The organism is Halomonas sp. (genome assembly GCF_029263665.1).
Lineage (GTDB): Bacteria > Pseudomonadota > Gammaproteobacteria > Pseudomonadales > Halomonadaceae > Halomonas.
In genome coordinates, this window is the sequence record NZ_JAJUFQ010000021.1 from 44,186 (window position 1) to 63,966 (window position 19,781).

General features: G+C 59.0%; 11 protein-coding genes. 9 read left to right on the top strand and 2 right to left on the bottom strand.

What is annotated here, in order from left to right; translation table 11 throughout:
• The first annotated feature begins 643 nt into the window (after positions 1-643).
• The 3 genes from Q1K07_RS17235 to Q1K07_RS17245 all read left to right on the top strand — a co-directional run bounded on the left by Q1K07_RS17235 (position 644) and on the right by Q1K07_RS17245 (position 5,297).
• Positions 644-1,987 carry an SLC13 family permease gene (locus Q1K07_RS17235; RefSeq protein WP_300313806.1) on the top strand — a complete coding sequence of 448 codons (1,344 nt, stop codon included), beginning with the start codon at positions 644-646 and terminating at the stop codon, positions 1,985-1,987.
• A 21-nt stretch (positions 1,988-2,008) separates the two neighbouring features.
• Entirely contained in the window at positions 2,009-3,280 is a 1,272-nt protein-coding gene (locus Q1K07_RS17240; RefSeq protein ID WP_300313809.1) for a glycerate kinase, read from the top strand.
• Positions 3,281-3,404: 124 nt separating this feature from the next.
• Positions 3,405-5,297, top strand: coding sequence for an ABC transporter ATP-binding protein (locus Q1K07_RS17245; protein WP_300313812.1), 1,893 nt, complete (start codon positions 3,405-3,407; stop codon positions 5,295-5,297).
• Between the two features lie 42 nt (positions 5,298-5,339).
• Here Q1K07_RS17245 and Q1K07_RS17250 read toward each other — a convergent pair whose 3' ends face one another.
• Positions 5,340-7,325 carry a sigma-54-dependent Fis family transcriptional regulator gene (locus tag Q1K07_RS17250; RefSeq protein ID WP_300313815.1) on the bottom strand — a complete coding sequence of 662 codons (1,986 nt, stop codon included), beginning with the start codon at positions 7,323-7,325 and terminating at the stop codon, positions 5,340-5,342.
• A gap of 333 nt (positions 7,326-7,658) precedes the next feature.
• On the opposite strand from Q1K07_RS17250, the gene Q1K07_RS17255 reads away from it, so the two are divergent.
• The 6 genes from Q1K07_RS17255 to Q1K07_RS17280 all read left to right on the top strand — a co-directional run bounded on the left by Q1K07_RS17255 (position 7,659) and on the right by Q1K07_RS17280 (position 16,626).
• Positions 7,659-9,470: an NAD(P)/FAD-dependent oxidoreductase gene (locus tag Q1K07_RS17255; RefSeq protein ID WP_300313817.1), complete on the top strand. Its 1,812-nt coding sequence runs from the start codon at positions 7,659-7,661 to the stop codon at positions 9,468-9,470.
• 710 nt (positions 9,471-10,180) lie between these two features.
• Complete coding sequence (locus Q1K07_RS17260) at positions 10,181-11,080, top strand: AraC family transcriptional regulator (RefSeq protein ID WP_300313820.1); 900 nt, start codon at positions 10,181-10,183, stop codon at positions 11,078-11,080.
• A 239-nt stretch (positions 11,081-11,319) separates the two neighbouring features.
• The gene (locus Q1K07_RS17265; protein ID WP_300313822.1) at positions 11,320-11,997 is read left to right on the top strand and encodes a 2Fe-2S iron-sulfur cluster-binding protein; all 678 of its coding nucleotides are present in this window, start codon (positions 11,320-11,322) and stop codon (positions 11,995-11,997) included.
• Positions 11,998-12,000: 3 nt separating this feature from the next.
• The gene (locus Q1K07_RS17270) at positions 12,001-12,987 is read left to right on the top strand and encodes a xanthine dehydrogenase family protein subunit M (protein WP_300313825.1); all 987 of its coding nucleotides are present in this window, start codon (positions 12,001-12,003) and stop codon (positions 12,985-12,987) included.
• A gap of 8 nt (positions 12,988-12,995) precedes the next feature.
• Positions 12,996-15,260, top strand: a complete 2,265-nt coding sequence (locus tag Q1K07_RS17275; RefSeq protein ID WP_300313827.1) for a xanthine dehydrogenase family protein molybdopterin-binding subunit — start codon at positions 12,996-12,998, stop codon at positions 15,258-15,260.
• 307 nt (positions 15,261-15,567) lie between these two features.
• Complete coding sequence (locus Q1K07_RS17280) at positions 15,568-16,626, top strand: acyltransferase family protein (protein WP_300313830.1); 1,059 nt, start codon at positions 15,568-15,570, stop codon at positions 16,624-16,626.
• 94 nt (positions 16,627-16,720) lie between these two features.
• Here the strand turns inward: Q1K07_RS17280 and Q1K07_RS17285 are convergent, their stop codons facing one another.
• Entirely contained in the window at positions 16,721-19,693 is a 2,973-nt protein-coding gene (locus Q1K07_RS17285) for a hypothetical protein (protein ID WP_300313833.1), read from the bottom strand.
• Between the last annotated feature and the right edge of the window lie 88 nt (positions 19,694-19,781).

Consider the following 19,781-nt stretch of genomic DNA (forward strand, 5'->3'; position numbering starts at 1 on the left):
GGCAGCGGCACTGACAGTGCGAGAGGGCGCAGAATGAAAGAATTTCCCTATCTATCCAATACGATAGGCGCGCTGATGAGAACCTGCCACTGAAGCGGTTCTCTTTCTGGATCAGCATCATGGTATTCAGAGCGTCTGGGTAGACGAATTGCCATTAAGTGCTCATTGCTCATTAAGTTCTTATTTCTTGTTGATTACTTTCTTCTTGTTGTTTTTCTACCTTCCTTCGTAAAGTGGTTTGTTACTTATTCTTTCTTTTTTGTCTTCTTTTTTTATTCATTGATTATATATAAAAATAAAGAAAATTAAGAGTTAATTTTCTTTTAATCGTCGTGTCATGTTTTTGTCATGATCTTTGGCTTCATTTGCGACAGTATATTAAAGGTTTTTGATAAAAAGATGATTTTTTCTTTACCTTCATAGAAAAAGGCGAGGAATGAATTGTTGGCGGCTTTCCTTGCAGGATCAGGAAGGCTAGAGAGGTAATGTTTCAATGCAGAGAAAATTATCTCCGCGGGTTTCAGGTCGTCCTTCTTTAGCGTGTTACCCACGAAATCCCTGGTGTTCTTACCGAACCATAAGTTCCATCGTGCTCATGGGGTGTGGTGGGCTTGGCATTCTTTATGGGCTCGATGGAATGCCCATGGCGGGTCGATGGACTCTGATAGTGTTCTGCGCTGCGTTGATCGCCTGGGTAAAGCTCGATGTCTCGGACACCGCAGTTGCCCTGTTGGCTGCACTGGCACTGGTTGTGCCTGGCGTCGTCGATGAGAATCTTCTGTTCCAGAGCCTTGGTAATGACATTATCTGGTTGCTGATTGCCGCCTTCGTCATTGCCTCGGTGCTGAGCAGAAGTGGTATCGCAGAGCGGCTGGCATCACGATGCGTCGCTCGCTGCGGCAGGGTGTCGAGTGTCTTCTGGACCATCACCCTGGTCACCGCATCGACTGCCTTCCTGATTCCATCGACATCGGCGCGTGCCGCTATCATGCTGCCGCTGTTCATGGCACTGGCGGAAGTCATAGGCAGGCCCCGTGTGACACGGGCGCTTTCCTTGCTGTTTCCAAGCGTGATCCTGCTGTCCGCCGGGGCTTCCTTGACCGGAGCCGGCGCTCACCTCGTTGCCATGGACTTCATGGCGAAATTCTCCCACGAGGAGATAGGGTTCGTGCGCTGGGCCATGCTTGCGGGTCCTTTTGCGCTACTCACCAGCCTGATTTCCTGTGCCCTGATCCAGTGGTTGTTCCTTTCGCGTGAAGACCGCAGCGCACCGCTGGGTGAACTCGCGATTCCCGGGCCCGCAGCATCTGCCAGCACACCTGCAGTGATCGCCATCATGGTGCTGACCATTGGTCTGTGGATCACCAGCCCGTTGCATGGTCAGAGCATGGCCATTATTGCGCTGGTCAGTGCTCTGGCGCTGTCGACCCCGGCGGTATCCGGCGTGTCTCTCAAGACGGCGCTCAAGGATGTGGAATGGGGGCTGTTGCTGTTCATGGCATCGACCTTGATGCTTGGCCAGGCCCTGATGACTTCCGGCGCCATCACTTATATCACCGAGCATGTCCTTGCGCGGATGCTGACGGGGCCACAAGGGCCAGCAGCCTGGCTGGTGATTACGCTCACGGCCTTGATTGCCAGCCTGGCTCACCTGCTGATTACATCGCGTACGGCTCGGGCCAGTGTGCTCATTCCTGCAGTAGCGTTTCCGCTTGCCGCGACGGGAGTCAACCCGGTGACGCTGATGCTGGTCATCACACTCGGAACCGGCTTCTGCCAGACATTACCGGTATCCGCCAAACCCGTTGCTCTGTTCAGTTCAGCGGTAGAAGGAGGGTTCGAAAAGCCTGACCTGCTACGGCTGGCGACCATCCTGCTGCCCATCTTCATGGGGTTGTTGATTGTCTTGGCCATCTTCATCTGGCCTCTCCTCGGACTACCTGTCGATAGCGACTGGATGGGGCCTGTCTCCATGGAAAACCGATAACTCAAGGATAAGAGGTCCGTCATGTCGATAACGGTTCTGGTTGCGCCTTCCGGGTTCAAGGAAAGTCTGTCAGCCGCCCAGGTGGCCGACTGCATTGCCACAGGGTTGCTGCGTGCCATGCCTGAAGCGCACATTCTCAAGGCACCAATGGCCGATGGGGGAGAGGGCTTTGTCGAGACCCTGGTGTCTGCTGTGGGAGGAACACTGCACCCTGCTGTGGTCACTGGCCCGATAGGAAAGCCCGTGGATGCCTTTTTTGGTCTCCTCGAAGGCCAGGATATGCCCACGGCTGTCATTGAGATGGCCGCGGCCGCAGGGCTTCGGCTGGTACCCCGCGATCGCCGTAATCCATGTCTCACGACCAGCCATGGCGTCGGAGAACTGATCTGCGCAGCGCTGGATGCTGGCGCGAAGCGTATTCTGCTGGGGTGTGGTGACAGTGGTATCAATGATGCCGGTGCCGGTATGGCGGAGGCTCTGGGGATACGGTTTCTCGACAGGCAAGGGCGTCCCCTGGCGCGGGGAGGAGCCGCGCTATGCCATCTTGCCCGAATCGACATGTCGGGGCTTGATCCGCGCCTGAGCAGCGTGCGTCTGGATGCCGCCGTCAACTGGCATAACCATCTGCTTGGGCCCAGGGGCGTGGCGAGAGTCTTTGGCCCCCAGAAGGGGGCAACACCGGAGCAAGTCGTCGTTCTGGAACAGGCGATGGAGAATTACGTTCGGGTCATTGCACAGACAACAGGGATCGAGGTCGGGCAGGCACCGGGAGCCGGGGCATCAGGTGGACTGGGGGCAGGCTTCATGGGGCTTCTCAAGGGGCGGCTGTACCCGCGTTACGATATCGTGATGCAGTATCTCGACCTCGATCGGCTGATGGCTCAGGCGGACCTGGTCATTACCGCCGAAGGCAGCCTGGATGGCCAGACCCCTTTCGGCAAGGTGCCTGCCGAGGTGGCACGGCGAGCCAAACAGCGGAAACTACCGGTCATTGCCCTGGCGGGCACCATCGGTAAAGGTGTGGCGCTGAACTTTGAACATGGCATTGATGCCTTTTCCTGCATTCTAAAACGTCCTTGTACGCTGGATGAGGCGATCGACAATGCTGCCAAACTGCTGACCAGAGCCACGGAAGACGCCGTAAGGCTGGTCGATGTCGGCATGCGCCTGGCAGGCCCTGCCAGCTTGGGATGTCCGCTATACCCGGTCAGCGTCTCCCTATCGCGAGACATGGACAGCCCGCCGGCAGGTTTGCAGCGCGCTCCGCTCTGCTTGAGCAGCCGTCGACAGTGAAAGGGACTGGCGCGTTGCCATAGACGTTTTCCATCAGAGCGATATCTCGATCGATCCTTGACCTCAAGTTAACTTGAGGAAATATCGTGCGTGAACACATGGCTCAATGTTGGAGAGCGTCGATATGTTCCGTTTTTTCGAGAATCTGGTGAATCCTTACCCCGAGGGAGAGCCGCAGGTTCCACCACGAGGTCTGCTGCCCTTCATCATTCACTTCTCCCGACCGGTAGCCGGGCTGCTGGTGGCGATGTCCCTGGCCACGGCGCTGGTCTCGGCGGCGGAAGTGGCGTTCTTCCATTACATGGGCGAGTTGGTCGACTGGCTTGCCAATGCCGAGCGTGAAGACTTCATCGCCGAGCATGGCGTGCGCCTGGTGGGAATGGGATTGCTGGTGGTGCTGGGGCTGCCGTTGCTGGTACTGCTGCAATCGTTACTGACGCATCAGGGCATCTTCGGCAACTATCCGATGCTGGGTCGCTGGTTATCACACCAGCATATGCTGCGTCAGAGCATGTCCTTCTTTCAGGATGAGTTCGCTGGTCGTGTGTCCCAGAAGGTCATGCAGACGGCGCTGGCTGTCCGCGAGACGGTCATGAAACTGATGGACCTGCTGGTCTATGTAGCCGTCTATTTCACGGGTGCCATGCTGTTGCTGGGTAGTGCCGAGCCATGGTTGATGGCCCCGCTGGTGCTGTGGCTGGTGGGCTATGTCGGCATCATGAAGGTCTTTGTACCGCGTCTGCGAGACGTTTCAATGGCCCAGGCCGATGCCCGGGCGCGGATGACTGGCCGTATCGTGGACAGCTACAGCAATATCCAGACCATCAAGCTGTTCGCCGATACCCGCCGCGAGCAGGCGTATGCCCGAGATGCCATGGAGGCCTTCATGATCACGGTACATCGTCAGATGCGTCTGGCGACCCAGCTGTCGGTGAGCCTGACACTACTCAACTCATTATTGCTGGTTGGTATCGCTGCCATGGCGGTAGGCGCCTGGTATCTGGAAGCGGTATCCCTGGGTGTGATTGCAGTGGCCATTGGCCTGGTGATGCGTATTCGCTTCATGTCCGACTGGATTCTGTGGGAAGTGGCCAGCCTGTTCGAGAATATCGGCACCGTACAGGATGGCATCAACACCATTGCCCGCACGCCAGTGGTGCTGGATGCCCCGGAAGCTGATGAACTGGTCGTGAGACAGGGCGAGATTCGTTTCGAGGCCCTGCGTTTTGGCTATGACCTTCCGAGCGGTCAGGCCAGGCCGGTCTTCGATGGACTGAGTCTGACCATCGCGCCGGGGGAGAAGGTAGGTATCATCGGCCGCTCTGGTGCCGGCAAGTCGACGCTGGCCAATCTGCTGCTGCGCTTTCATGATCTGGAGGGCGGCAGCATTCGTATCGATGGCCAGGATATTGCCGCTGTCACCCAGGAGTCATTGCGGCATTGCATCGGCATGGTCACCCAGGATACCTCTCTGCTGCATCGTTCGGTGCGCGACAACATTCGTTATGGCAGCCCCGAGGCGAGCGAAGAAGCCATCTGGTGGGCGGTGCGTCAGGCGCACGCTGACAGCTTCCTGGAGGAACTGGTCGACCCTCGCGGGCGGCGTGGCCTGGATGCCCATGTCGGTGAACGTGGCGTCAAGTTGTCCGGTGGCCAACGGCAACGCATTGCCATTGCTCGTGTGCTGCTCAAGAATGCGCCGATTCTGGTGCTCGATGAGGCGACCTCAGCGCTGGATTCGGAAGTGGAAGCTGCTATCCAGGAACAGCTCTATACCCTGATGGAAGGCAAGACCGTCATTGCCATTGCCCATCGCTTATCCACCATTGCCATGCTCGATCGTCTGGTCGTGATTGATGAAGGGCGCATTATCGAGAGTGGCAGCCATGAGCAGTTATTGGCTCAGAATGGCCTGTATGCTGCCCTGTGGCAGCGGCAGTCTGGTGGCTTCCTCGGTATCGAGGCAGAGGATGATTCGGATGAGACATCTTCCCGCGAGGCGGTGGTGGCATCGTGAGCCGGTGGCTTGGCCACGTTGCCTGTCATGCCACGTTGCCTGTCATGTCACCTGGCGCTGGTTGGGGGGAACCAGCCCATGGCGGCGCATGCGCCGGTAGATGGTGGGGCGGGAGACGCCCAGCTGGCGGGCAACATGACTGACATTCCATGCCGAGCGCTGCAGGAGTTCCAGAAGGTCACGGCCATCCGTCTGGGCCTTTGCCTGGCCCATGGTAGACGCGAAAAGAGCGGTGCTGGTGGAAGCTCTTGTTGCTAGCGTGACAGGCAGACGGTTGCACTGACACTCTTCCGGCAAGTCATGCAAGGTGATTTCCTCGCCTTCTGCGGTGGCCAACGCGAAGGACAAGGCATTCTTGAGTTGCCGGATGTTGCCAGGCCAGTCATAGCTCAACAGCGCGCTCATGGCATCGGCGCGTAGATGAATGTTTTGATCACGTTCTTCCAGCAAGGCGTTGTAGACACCACGAATCACATAATGGCGATCGACCCGTTCGCGTAGTGCCGGCAGCTTCAATTGGGCGCCGTTGAGCCGGTAGTAGAGATCTTCGCGAAAGTGGCCTGAGCTGATCAGCTTGCTCATGTCCCGATGCGTCGCGGTAATGACTCGGATGTCGACCTTCACTGGGGTGTCGGCGCCCAGTGGCATCACTTCCCGTTCGGCCAGTACTCGCAACAGGCGAGTCTGCAGTGAGAGCGGCATATCACCGATTTCATCAAGAAATAGCGTGCCTCCGTGGGCTTGCTGGATCAGGCCTCGCATTCCCTTGCGCTGTCCACCGGTAAAGGCGCCTGGCAGATAACCGAAAAGTTCGCTCTCGATCAGGGATTCCGGAATGGCGGCACAATTCACCGCCACAAAGGGGCCATTGGCGCGCTTGCCGCTGTCGTGCAGCGCTCGGGCCAGTACCTCCTTGCCTGTGCCTGTCTCCCCGGTGATCAGGACACTCACGTCTTCGTTACGCAGGCGGCGCGATAGCTTCAGTACACGGCGCATCATCGGGTCATCCGAGGCCAGGCGGTCCAGGGCTGGTACGGGATCGGAAGACGCCTTCAGCTTATGCAAAGCCAACTGGCGACCACGTGGCTCGACCAGGGTGACAAAGCAGGTTATCTCGTTGGCCCGCACGCGGAAGGCCCGGATCTGGTCTTCGCGGGAAGTCAGGATACTCAGCAGGTCCCCGATCTCGGCGTCGAACAGCTGAGTGGCCTTGAGGCTGCTGTCGTCAGACCAGGATGGCCAGCGCAGCAGGTGTTTCTCGATCAGGGCTCGGCCATTGCCATTGGCGGCGATGATGCGTCCATCTTCTTCCATGGCGATCAATCCGCGGCCATTGAAATGCACCAGCTCCCGTGTCGTGTCGAAACGCAGAATCAGGCAGTTGCGATAGCGGTGCAGGAAATAGGCATCCTCGATCATCCGTGAATAGAGATTCACCAGCGCCAGAGCAAAGGTCTGGCTGTCCTGGGAGCGAGGCGATTGCAGGGCGGAAATATCCAGCACGGCCATCATCTGTCCCTGAGGGTCGGTGATCGGTGCTGCCGTGCAGGTCAGGCTGATATGCGTCGCATCGAAGTGTTCATCATGGTGGCAGGTAATGGCTTGCCCATCATGCAGGCAAGTCCCTACCGCACAAGTACCGGCGTAACGTTCGTTCCAGTCGGAGCCCAGATAGAGGCCAGCCTGGCGTAGCGCCTGATCATATTGTCCCCGGTAATCCACCGTGATGCCGCGCGGGTCAGTCAACAGCAGCACATAGCCCAACTGAGCGATCTGGCCATAGAGCTGGTCAACACCGGCCCGGGCCACGTGCAACAGCTCATCTATGGGTTCCTGGTGATCACGTAGGGCCTGCTGGGTCAGCACTCGAACCGGGCGTGGACAGCCAGGATCCAGTTGGTACTCGCCGACACAGCGTTGCCAGGAGCGATGAATCACCTCGCGGTAGGTGCCAAGGCCGATGTCGTGGCCTTCACTAAGACGGATCAGGTTACTGATATGCTGGCGTTGCTCGATGCGCAGGGCCATGTCTGCCTCCGCTTGGCCTGCTTCGCTCTTCACGAACGGCGGCCTGTTTGTTATCTGGCGACAAGTTTCATCCTAAGTTGCCGTCAGTGGGAGTCAATGACGTGGGTGTTCACCCTTGGTCGGGGGTTACAGGTGTAACGCTGGCTGTCACGGAGTACAGGTGACAGCTGTTACATCGATTCGGCCCTGCTGCTTTGTGCCAGGTTGCATCTGACGTAAAAATTACATTGGTATTTCAGTGGTTTGACAGCATTTGTCCTGCCAGGTGAATGATTGGCATGAATTCTGCGTTGGCTACGTTGCATCACCACGAACAACAAGTGGAGAACAACGATGATGGCACGCACGCTCAATCAAGACGTACTCAATCAAGACGTACGACAGTGGCTGGAACGTTTCGAATCATCCCTGGCACAGCGCGATATTTTACAGGTCATGTCTCTGTTCGGTGAGGAATGCTATTGGCGGGACCTCGTGGCCTTTACCTGGAACCTCAAGACCATGGAGGGCAAGGACGAGATTCAGTCCATGCTCAATGCCACCTTGCCGGAGACCTGCCCCTGCAACTGGCAACTTGACGGCGATGCCAGTGAGGTAAATGGCGTCATCGAGGCATGGATCACCTTCGACACGGCGGTGGCCAGGGGGCGGGGGATGTTGCGCCTGAAAGATGGTCAGTGCTGGACGCTGCTGACCACCATGCAGGAGCTGAAGGATTATCCCGAGTCACTTGGCCTGCATCGCCCCATGGGGGCCAGGCATGGGGCCAACAAGCAACGCGAGACCTGGCTAGAGGCGCGTCAGCGTGAAGAGGCTGAGCTGGGTTATAGCCGTCAGCCCTATTGCGTCATCATTGGCGGCGGCCAGGGCGGTATCGGGTTGGCGGCCCGGCTGAAGCAACTGGATGTGCCGACCATCGTGATCGAGAAGAATCCTCGCGCTGGCGACTCCTGGCGCAACCGATACAAGTCGTTGTGCCTGCATGATCCGGTATGGTACGACCATCTGCCCTATATTCCTTTCCCCGAGAACTGGCCGATATTCGCGCCGAAGGACAAGCTCGGCGACTGGCTGGAAATGTACACCAAGGTGATGGAACTCAATTACTGGAGTTCCACGGAATGTGAAGGTGCCCGCTTTGACGAGGCCAGCGGCGAGTGGATCGTCAAGGTCAACCGCAATGGCGAGCACATCACTCTGCGTCCACAACAGTTGGTATTGGCCACTGGCATGTCCGGCATGCCCAATGTCCCGAGCTTTCCCGGAGCGGAAACCTTTGAGGGCGAGCAGCATCATTCCAGCCGTCACCCCGGGCCGGATGCCTATCGCGGCAAGCGGTGCATTGTCGTGGGAGGCAACAACTCCGCCCATGACATCTGTGCAGCGCTGTGGGAACACGATGCTGATGTGACCATGCTGCAGCGGTCCTCCACGCATGTCGTGAAATCCGATTCGCTCATGGAGGAGGCGCTCGGGCCGCTTTATTCCGAAGAGGCCGTGCGCAATGGCATCAGCCATGACAAGGCCGACCTCATCTTTGCCTCGATTCCCTACAAGGTGCTGCCCGACTTCCAGCGACCGGCGTTCGATGCGATTCGCGAACGCGATGCCGAGTTCTACCGCAAGCTGGAGAAAGCTGGCTTCCTGCTGGACTTTGGCGCAGACGATTCCGGTCTGTTCCTCAAGTACCTGAGGCGCGGATCCGGCTACTACATCGATGTAGGCGCCTGCGACCTGGTGGCCAATGGTGACATCAAGTTGCGCAGCGGTGTCAGCATCGAGCGTATCAATCCACGCTCCGTGACCCTGACGGATGGCTCGGAGCTGCCTGCGGACTTGATCGTCTATGCCACCGGATACGGCTCCATGAACGGCTGGGCGGCCCGTATCATCTCCCAGGAAGTGGCCGACAAGGTGGGCAAGTGCTGGGGGCTGGGCTCCGACACGCCCAAGGACCCCGGGCCCTGGGAAGGCGAGTTACGCAACATGTGGAAACCGACCCAGCAGCAAGCCTTGTGGTTCCATGGCGGCAACCTGCATCAGTCACGTCACTACTCCAAGTACCTGGCGCTGCAGCTCAAGGCCCGGATGGAAGATATTCCGACGCCTGTCTATGGGCTGCAGGAAGTTCATCACCTGTCCTGATCGGTACACGTGTGCGCGCCAGAGGTGACACCTGGCGTGGCAAGTGTATAGGCCGGTACCGTTTCGTGGACTCTCCATCATGTACAGGCCCCGGCAACATGCCGGGGCCTTCGTCATTCAGGCCTGTCGTTCCGGGCAGGTCATTCAGAACAGGTCGCGTTGGCTATCCATTCTGGCGAATGAGTGAACTTCCACGGACAGACAGAGTCGGCTGTGTGCTGGGCGCAATAAGGATTTCATCAGAATGCCGCGTCCATGAGACGACCCTGACAATGCGGCCATTGCCTGGCCAACAACAAGAGACTCGTTACATGCTAAAAGCGAAGCTGTTCCTGCTGTTTACCCTGCTCGCAATGGGTACCATGATGTTGAATGGCTGCTCTCCCATTCCCGATCTTCCCGGCCCCATCGGCATTCCAGGGCTGTAGGTCTGTTTGAATGCCGAAGTACCAGGTCCTTGCAGGCCGTTTCAGCTGTCGGCAGGCCGTCTTGGGCGTTTGCGGACACACCTTATTACTCAACATGCATAATGAGCTGTCTGATTTTCCGATATGGTGATTACCAGACAGCTTGAACGAGTTGTCTAGTAGTGCTTTGCCCAGTAAAGGAATGACAACCATCATGTCATTCCTTTCTTGTTCAATGTCCTGAAGGATCCTGGCTCCGATCCATGATCCAAGAGATCCGTTATCCACGGGAGGACAGGTAGCATGTCGATCAGGCCTATCTATGGTGAAGGAGGCGTTCGTTCGCGGGACTCGCATACCGAGTTCATGCACAGGTCGTCCTGGGTCGATGCTTCCATTACCCTCGACCGCCGGCGCTGGGTGTGTGATGAAACGGAGCTGCACTGGACCGCTCCACAGCACGTGATCATCCTGACCGAACAGGGCAGAACCTCGCGCACGCGAATCCAGGCCGGGGGCTCATTGGTATACGACGGCGAAGACCGTCCTGGGGCGGTTTCCTTCGTGCCTGCGGGGGTGGAGCGGGAAGGCATGTATCAAAATGCCGATCTGACATACAGCGCGCTGTGGATCGACCCGGATTGCCAGGTTCCTGGATGCGAGAAGCTGGCGCACTTGCCTACCATGGTGAACGGCAGCGATACGGTGATCGAGACACTGCTGCGTTGCCTGTTCACGGAACTGGCGGCGGGACATCAGCCTGATTCCGCGTATATCGAACATCTGGCCGTACTCGCTGCGCTGCGCGTGTCGTCTTCACTGGCAAGTGCGCAGAACGTACCGCTGTCGCCGGTATTGCGGCATGCACCGTTGCATCGTCGTACCCTGGCGCGAGTGGATGACTTCATCGAGGCGCATATGGATGGCGATATCTCTCTGTCCGATCTTGCCGCCCTTGCCGACATGCCCGTGGATACCTTCGCTCGACGCTTTCGATCTGCGACGGGACAGGCACCCTACGCTTATGTGATAGAACGGCGCATCGCTCGAGCCAGGCAGCTGTTGGCCACGACCAATACACCCATCGGTCAGCTGGCGCTGTCACTGGGGTTCTCCAGCCAGAGCCACTTCACTACCACGTTTCGGCGTCTGAATGGCATGACACCGAGAACCTTCCGCGCGCAGTTCCTTCCCGGCGGGTGAGTTCATTCATGAGTCTTGCCTGGTTCGTCCCCCGAGCCTTGCTCAAGTTTGTTCCTGAATATTGCCGGAATTTATTCCTGAATACTGATAGTTCCTCCGCTTTCCTGAAAGAACCCAAAGGGATTCCTGCCTAGGCTGCCAAAGGGTGGGCTTCGTGCTCTGCCCACGAGTTCTTGTGGATACATGACGGGGCCCGCGTATCACCGCTGGACCAATCACCACTAGCCCAGGATGATCCGATGACCGACCAAGATGACAATGCCGGGCCGACGCGTCGCAGTGTGCTCAAGGCGGGGATCGCCGCCAGTTTCCTGTGCGCAACGGGGCTGCGGCCGGGTGAACAACAGGCGCAGGCAGAAGCTGCTCGCACCGCGGGAACCGCTAGCGGCAACGCCGCCGCGATCACGCCTGTGTCGACGCACCTGCGTATCAATGCGTGTGAAGTGACGCTCGATCTTGACCCCCGCACGACACTGCTCGATGCCTTGCGTCATCAACTGGCGCTGACCGGCTCGAAGAAAGGCTGTGACCATGGCCAGTGCGGCGCGTGCACGGTGCTGATCAATGGCCGCCGCATCAATGCCTGCCTGACACTGGCGGTCATGCATGATGGCGATGAGATCACCACGATCGAGGGGCTGGCCGAACCCGGTGTCCTGCATCCCATGCAGGCGGCTTTCGTTGCCCGGGATGGTTTCCAGTGTGGTTATTGCACACCGGGGCAGATCTGCTCTGCCGTGGGCATGCTGGATGAAGCCGAAGCCGGCTGGCCGAGCCATGTGAGCCAGGACGTCACCGCCACGACGGTGGAACTGAGTGATGCCGAGATCCGTGAGCGCATGAGCGGCAACCTTTGTCGCTGTGCCGCCTATCCGAACATTGTCGCGGCGATCCGCGACGTGGCCGAGGAGGCATGAGTCATGCAGCCATTCTCCTATGAACGTGCCGAGGACGAGCAGCAAGCGGTGGCCATGGCATCCTCTCATCCAGAAGCCAGGTTCATCAGCGGTGGAACCAACCTGCTCGACCTGATGAAGCTGGGGGTCGAGCGGCCAACGCATCTGATCGACATCAGCCGTCTGCCGCTGGCCAGGATCGAGACGACCGAGAACAACGGCCTGCGTATCGGGGCACAGGTGCGTAACAGTGACCTGGCCGCGCATCCCCAGGTGCGCTCGCGTTACCCGCTGTTGGCACAAGCACTGCTGGCGGGTGCCTCAGGGCAGATCCGCAACAAGGCATCCACGGCTGGCAACCTGCTGCAACGTACACGCTGCTACTACTTCTACGACCGCAACATGCCTTGCAACAAGCGCGAGCCGGGGTCCGGCTGTGCGGCACTCGAAGGCTTCAATCGCATGCATGCCGTGCTGGGGGGCAGCGAAGCCTGCATTGCCGTTCACCCCTCCGACATGGCGGTGGCCATGGCCGCGCTGGATGCCAGCGTCGAAACGCTGAGTGCCGATGGCAATGAGCGGCGCATACCGCTTGCCGAGCTGCACCAATTGCCGGGTGAAGATCCTCACGTGGAAACATCGCTGGCCCATGGCGAAATGATCACGGCAGTGACATTGCCGCCGCCACCGGCTGGCCGCCAGCTCTATCGCAAGGTGCGCGATCGTGCTTCCTATGCCTTTGCTCTGGTGTCGGTCGCCATCATCGCCAACGCGAGTGGTGGCCGTATCGAGCATGCACGCATCGCCATGGGAGGCGTTGCCGCGAAGCCGTGGCGCACGCGGGACATCGAGCAGGCATTGTCGGCTGCACCCGCCAGCGCGCGGACCTGCAGTGAAGCTGCCGAGGCCGCGCTTGAAGGGGCCCAGGGATATGGCGGTAACGACTTCAAGATTCCATTGGCCAAGCGGACGTTGCGACACACGTTGGCAACGGCCATCGAACCGGTGTGAGGTGTGGCATGACGGACAGCATGAATGAAGCACAGCAAGGCGCCATCGGTCAGCCTGTTGAGCGTGTCGATGGCCCCCTGAAAGTCACGGGCCGCGCCACCTATGCCTATGAACATATCGATGGCAGGGCACCTGCCCATGGCTACATGCTGGGTGCGGCCATTGCCAAGGGGCGCATTGCTGGCATCGATACCACAGCCGCAGAGCAGGCGCCGGGGGTGTTGCATGTCATGACCCACCGCAATGCGCCTGCTCAGGCCGAGTTCGGGCCTCCTGTCAGTGCTGAAGTCTTCACCCGGGCGCGCCCTGTGCTGGCCAGTGATCGCATTCGCTATTACGACGAGCCCGTGGCACTGGTGGTGGCGGAAAGCTTCGAAGCGGCGCGTGCGGCGGCGGCATTGATCGAAGTACGTTACGAGAAAGAGGCGGGTGTCTTCGATCAGGAGGCGCATCTTGACGATACCTATGCGCCTGAGATGGCCAATGCCGGTAACGAGACGGACAGCGCCGTGGGCAATTTCGATGAAGCCTTCTCTACTGCTGAAGTCCAGATCGATGTCACTTACCGCACGCCCTATGAGCATCACAATCCCATGGAGCCCCATGCGACGCTGGCTATCTGGCATGGAGACGAGGTGACCATCCACACGTCGGCCCAGACGCTGGCCAACTATCAGGTTGGGCTGGCCAATACCCTGGGTATTCCGGCTGAGCGGGTACGGGTGATCAGCCCTTTCATTGGCGGTGGCTTCGGCACCAAGCTGATCGTGCATGCGGATACGGTGCTGGCGGCACTTGCTGCGCGAGTGCTGAAGCGTCCGGTGAAGATGGCACTGACACGTCAGCAGATGTTCGCCAATACCGGCTATCGGGCCCAGATGATCCAGCGTGTGCGTTTCGGCGCGCAGGCGGATGGGCGTCTCACCGCCATCGGACATGATGTCAATTCCGCGACCTCGAACTTCGAGGAATTCTGCGAGCAGACGGCAGCGTTCACTCGCTCATTGTACGCGGCGCCGAATCGCCTCACCCGTCACCGCCTGGTGGGGGTCGACCTCAACCGTGGCGAGTGGATGCGCTCTCCCGGCGAAGCGCCCGGCATGCTGGCCTTCGAATGTGCCATGGATGAACTTGCCGAGCGTCTTGAGCTCGATCCCATCGCCTTGCGCATACGCAATGAACCTGACGAGGACCCGGAGCGCGGCGTGCCTTTTTCGACCCGTAATCTTGTCGCCTGCATGGAAGAAGGTGCGCGCCGTTTCGGCTGGGAGAAGCGGCGCGCAACGCCGGGTCAGCTTCGCGAGGGCCGCAAGCTGATCGGCTATGGCATGGCGGCAGCGATTCGACCGAACTACATCGGTGCCGCCACCGCCAAGGTCGAGATCAATGCCAAGGGGCGGGTAACGGCGCGTCTCGACATGACCGACATCGGCACGGGCACCTACACCATCCTGACCCAGGTGGCGGCCGAGACCCTGGGCGTGCCGTTGTCCGCGGTCAAGGTCGAACTCGGTGACAGTCGCTTTCCGCTTACTGCCGGTTCTGGCGGATCATGGGGGGCGGCAAGCTCCGGGACAGCGTTGTACCGGGCCTGTCTCGCCATCAAGGAGCAGATTCTCGAACTCGCCAGTACCCATGCAGAATCCCCGCTGCGTGGCATAGACCTGGCGCAGGCAAGCTTTATCGAAGGCAGGCTCGAGGTGGGAGAGCGCCACGAGCGCCTGGGCGCGCTGATGCGCAGAATTGCCCCACAAGGACTTGAAGCCGAAGGCTCGGTGGCGTCCTTCCGGGACAGCGAGTCCTACCAGAACTATTCCCAGCATGCCTATGGTGCTCACTTTGCCGAAGTCGAGGTCGATGGCGACACGGGGGAAATTCGTCTGCGTCGCATGCTGTCAGCGATCGGGGCCGGGCGCATTCTCAATCCTCAGACAGCCCGCTCGCAGATTCTTGGTGGCATGACCTGGGGCATCGGGGCGGCACTGATGGAAGAGAGTCACCTGGATCCGCGCCATGGCTGTTTCATCAATCATGATCTGGCGGAATATCACGTTCCGGTCAATGCCGATATCCGGGACCTGGAGGTGGTCTTTCTTGAAGAGCGCGATGAAAGGGCCAATCCATTCGGTTCCAAGGGGTTGGGGGAACTGGGTGTCTGCGGCGTCGGAGCAGCGGTTGCCAATGCCATCTACAACGCCTCCGGGGTAAGGGTGCGGGAGTTTCCGATTACGCTGGACAAGCTGTTGCCCGGCCTGCCGGCGATGGAAGCATGACAACACTTGACTACTCGCTGGCTGGTGCTGGTTGCCGGCCGGGGGTGAAAGAGGTGAAGGATGGGGTGAAAGCGGGGCAAGAGAGACGATGAGAAGGAAAGGTGGGAGAGAAAAGACAGGAAAGGAGAGATAGAAAAGAATATTTTCCCTGACATCAGGAATTCATGGCACATCCCGTGGTCCGATTTCGATGCATTGAATATTGGACAAGGCGTTGGTTGTTGAGCATGACGTCGACTGTTGAGAACGCGTCGAGTGCTGAGCAGAACGTTTAGTGTTGAACAAGCACGACGGGTCACGGGAACCCATGAAACAAATCGAAGAAATCTACTGGCTGCGCTTCTACGGCTGTCTGGCGGTTTTTGCCTTTCACCTGATCGATCGTATCGAGCGCAATTATCTTGATCACCTGGCGCTGGATATCGCACGCATTCCCACCGTGCTGGGCACGCCGATCTTCATCTTCATCTCGATCTTCCTGCTGGCGATCCGCTATGGCAACGACACGCCGCGCGATTTCCTGGCCAAGCGCTGCAAGTACGTGATGGTGCCTTACCTCGTCTACGGTACGGTCTACTCCAGCGCTGAATACGTGCGGCTACTGGCTTCCGGCGAACATGTCAGCATCATGGCACACATGAGGGAATATCTGGTCTTTGCCGGTTGGCATGGCTATTTCCTGGTCATTGCCATGCAATTCTATGTGCTGTTCTGGCTGTACCAGCGTTTCCAGTTACATCGTTGGCTGTGCTCCGGCCCCGGGCTACTGGTCGGTGCTGCGATCAGCATGGGATGGTGGGCCCTGTTCCGCTGGCAGGAGATAGAGACGCCGGGCTACCTGCACTGGATTGCCCCATTCGGCTGGCTGTATCTGTTCTGCCTCGCCATCCTGCTGGCCCGGTATTACCCTGACCTGCGTTCGCAACCCTGGCTGCGCCGCTTTGCCCATCCCGGTTGGCTGCTGGCGCTGCTGGCCGCAATCCTGTTCTTCGCCGCGCGCGGTGATCTGATGTTTTCGTCCAAGGAAACCTGGGTCGTCCCCTTGTTCATCGTCTTCATGCTCTGGGCCTTGCCATGGCTTGCCGGGAAGGTGACTACCTCCCTGGTCATGGCGATCAATGCCTCGTCTTTCGGCATCTACCTGGCCCACCCGCTGTTCTTTTCCGTGGTGGATTTCGTGCGCTGGCAGGTCTCCATGCCACTGTGGCTCTACGTGATTGCCCTGGCGGTTGTGGGCATGGCTGGCTCGATCCTGCTTAATCGACTTGCCAACCGGGCCGACTGGAGCGCCATGCTATTGGGCCGACAGCTAGCGACAGCCAGGCCCGAGCAGGCCGGGCGAGCGTATGTGTTGGCTGCGTCGTAGCGGGATTGGTTTATCCGACGGAATGAAGTAAAGAAACCGCCCATAGGGCGGTTTCTTGTTGCTCGAAATACTGATGAATACCGGGCTGTCGAACTCAGGCATAGGCCTCGGGGGATTCGATATCGAGCTGGGGCAGAATGTGATCCAGTTCGAATGCGGATCTTGGGGACAGGACTCCTGCACGTGATTCACCCAGCGAAGGAGAGAAATTCTCGAATCCATCGGCGTGCTCGTCGAACTGATTGACATTGCCGTCGGCGAGATGGTCGTCGAGGGTGTTGAGCAGGTTGTCGCGCAGGGCGCCGAGCATGACATCACCGTTTTCGCCCTCGGGAATTGAATTGATCCAGTCCACGGTCTGTTCCGGTGTCAGGCCATGAAGCTCGCCGTAGCGCATCAGCAAGGGCAAGGCGTTGTAGCCATCCTCGCTGCGCTTGATCAGGATATCGGCAGCCTCTTCGCTAAGCCCGGCATGAGCCAGGAAGTCGGCGGTGGTCTGGGTCTGGTAGGGAGGCTCTTCCATGGATTCCTTGATGAGAAGGCCCACGGAGGCCGCCGTGGCGATACCGAAACCGACTGGTCCTCCCCAGCTTGTCGAGCCCCATATGACCGCGATGCCAACACCAGTGGCCGCTGCTGCATTGAGCCCTGCGCCCCAGTAGTCTCCCTCCTGAAAGCGCATGATGGCGTCGGCGCCGGCCAGGGCCGCGCCCATGATATGCACGAACTTGCCGGCAGTCTTGAGGTTATGCACCGTGCCTGTGTCGGTGATGTTGCGGTAGGCCGCTACCAGTTGTGCGCTGTCGACACCAACCCGTGACATGGCCACGCCAAGCTCGGCGGCGGTACGCGGGTCAGGATTCTCGATGAAATTATGCCCCGCATTGATCAGCCCTGAGCCGACAATGGTGAATGCCGTGGTGCGGAATACGGTGTTGAAGGGGGTACTGCGCAGGAGGACCTTTTCGTCGATCTTGTCGAGGGTGTTGTTGAGGTTGCGCAGAATGCCGTTGACTCTACCGAAGTCGTCGCCGTCAGGTAGCGGCTCGCTGGGAATGACACCGCTGAGCAGCGTGGCCACCTCATTGAGGTCACTGGTGGATACTCCCAGCAGCTGTGCCAGCTCGGGCTTGTTACTTAAGGCGCCTTCGATGGCGCTGCGGGCATCGGCCATGGCATCAGCATCGGTGAAGTCCAGATCCTGTGTCGAGCCCAGTACATTCTCGTTCAGGTAGGCGCCTACCAGAGTGACAGCGAGAGGATCATCTCCCTTGATACCGAGTTCATTGAAGGTCTCGACCAGCTTGTCACCCGCTTCACCGCGCACCAGCTCAGGGTTTTCCTGCAGGGCGGTGGAGACGGCCAGTTGGGCGTTGGGATCATCGATCAGGCCATCGATGCGGTCCTGGTACTCCGAACGCACCTCGTCAGGGAGACTCTGCAGTTGCTGAATATGCTCCAGCAGTGTGGCGCCACTGTCGGCGAGGTCTTCGCGCAGACCTTCCAGGTCCTCGCTCCAGCCATCACCCTTGGAGTCGATATAGTCCTCGATGGCGGCCTCGAGCTGTTCCTGAGTCATGGCCGAACCACCGGAACTGATCAGATAACCCAGCTCCTCCAGGTGGCCGTAATAGGCTTCGGACTGATCGCCGATGGTCTGGTCACGGAACTGCTCGGCAGCAGAGATGACTTCCTCACGGAAGCTGCCCACACCATCCAGGGAGGCGATGGCGATGGCCAGAGAGGGTAGTCGGTTGCCCTCGGAAGCTGCCTGTTGCAGAGCACTGCGCACGCCGTTCATGTCGAACAGGCCCATTTCGGCGACCTGATTGGCGATATCGCCACCGCTCTCGGTATCTGCGATGCGGTCGAGAATGTCGTTGAGTGTCAGGGTGCCATCGATGCCAATTTCGATACCGGCATATCCCTCATCCCGGAAATGCTGCTGGGCCTGTTCGAGCTGGGGAAGCATGGCATCCATGAGCCTGGCAGCGGTTTCGGGATCCAGGTCGTTGGTCAGGGCATCCAGGCGATCCATGGTCTGCAGCGTCTTGGCCGCGGGCATGTCGGCGCCATCGAGATCTTCCATCATGGGCTCGGCGGCCCATTCGGCAGCCTCGTCGAAGAGTGCCTGGGCATCGCTGGAGTCATCAAGCGCCTGTTGCACGCGCTCGGAGGCGTTGTTGTAGCCTTCTTCGTAGATGCGCAGGGCTTCACCGGGGTCATCAGCAGCCTGGGCTTCACTCATGAAATCGGAGGCGGCATTCTCGGCAATTTCCCGGGCATCACTGGAGCGGTCAATGGCACTCTGCACGGCTGGTGAAGCGTCATCGTAGCCTTCTTCCAGCACACGTAACGCTTCCTCGGGGTCGCTTTCGCCCTTGGCTCGGTCGATGATCTCCCGAGCCTGTCCTTCCACCTCGGGGCCAGCATGGCTGGTTTCACCGAGCTCGAGATTGAGATCCTCTGCGGCTTGCTCGATCGCCATCTGTGCCGGGCCAGCGTCGACCCAGTCGTTATCGTACAGGCGCTGCAGCGCGTCCTGACGTTCCGATGGCGGCAGGGCATTGAGGTAGGACTGGACATCGGTGGACAGCTGGCCAACTTCGGCATCGTAGTCGATGGTGGATGGATCGTCGGCGTATTCGAGATCGTTGCCTTGTTCATAAAGGCTGTTGACGAAATCCTGCTCGCCTTCGGGAACACCTTGTTCATTGCGTGGAGAAGCGGCGGCTTCTTCAGGGGATGTCTGCGGCACGAACACCACGTCGCCGCTATCGATCTTGTCGAGGTTCGGCATGTCTTCGCGCTGGTTGAGTTCGACCAGTTCATTGAAGTCGACGTTGAGCTCATCGGCGAGCTTCGCCAGGCTGTCGCCTTCTTCAATGACAAAGATGCGCTCTTCGCCGGCATCCAGTTCGCCGGAACCTCCTGCGCTGGAGCGTCCTTCCAGGGCGTCTTCGACGGCGTTCTCGAAACGTTGTTGTTGTGCCTGGGTCAGCGCCGTCGACGTCACGCCGTCGGTGCTATATCGACGCAGGGCTTCGATATCGATCCGGTATGACATGTGCCCGCTCTCACATGGAAGAAAGGCATACAGGCTAGGAGCCGGGCGGGTCTTTAGGGTGAAGCTACAGTGAAGTTTTAATGAAATC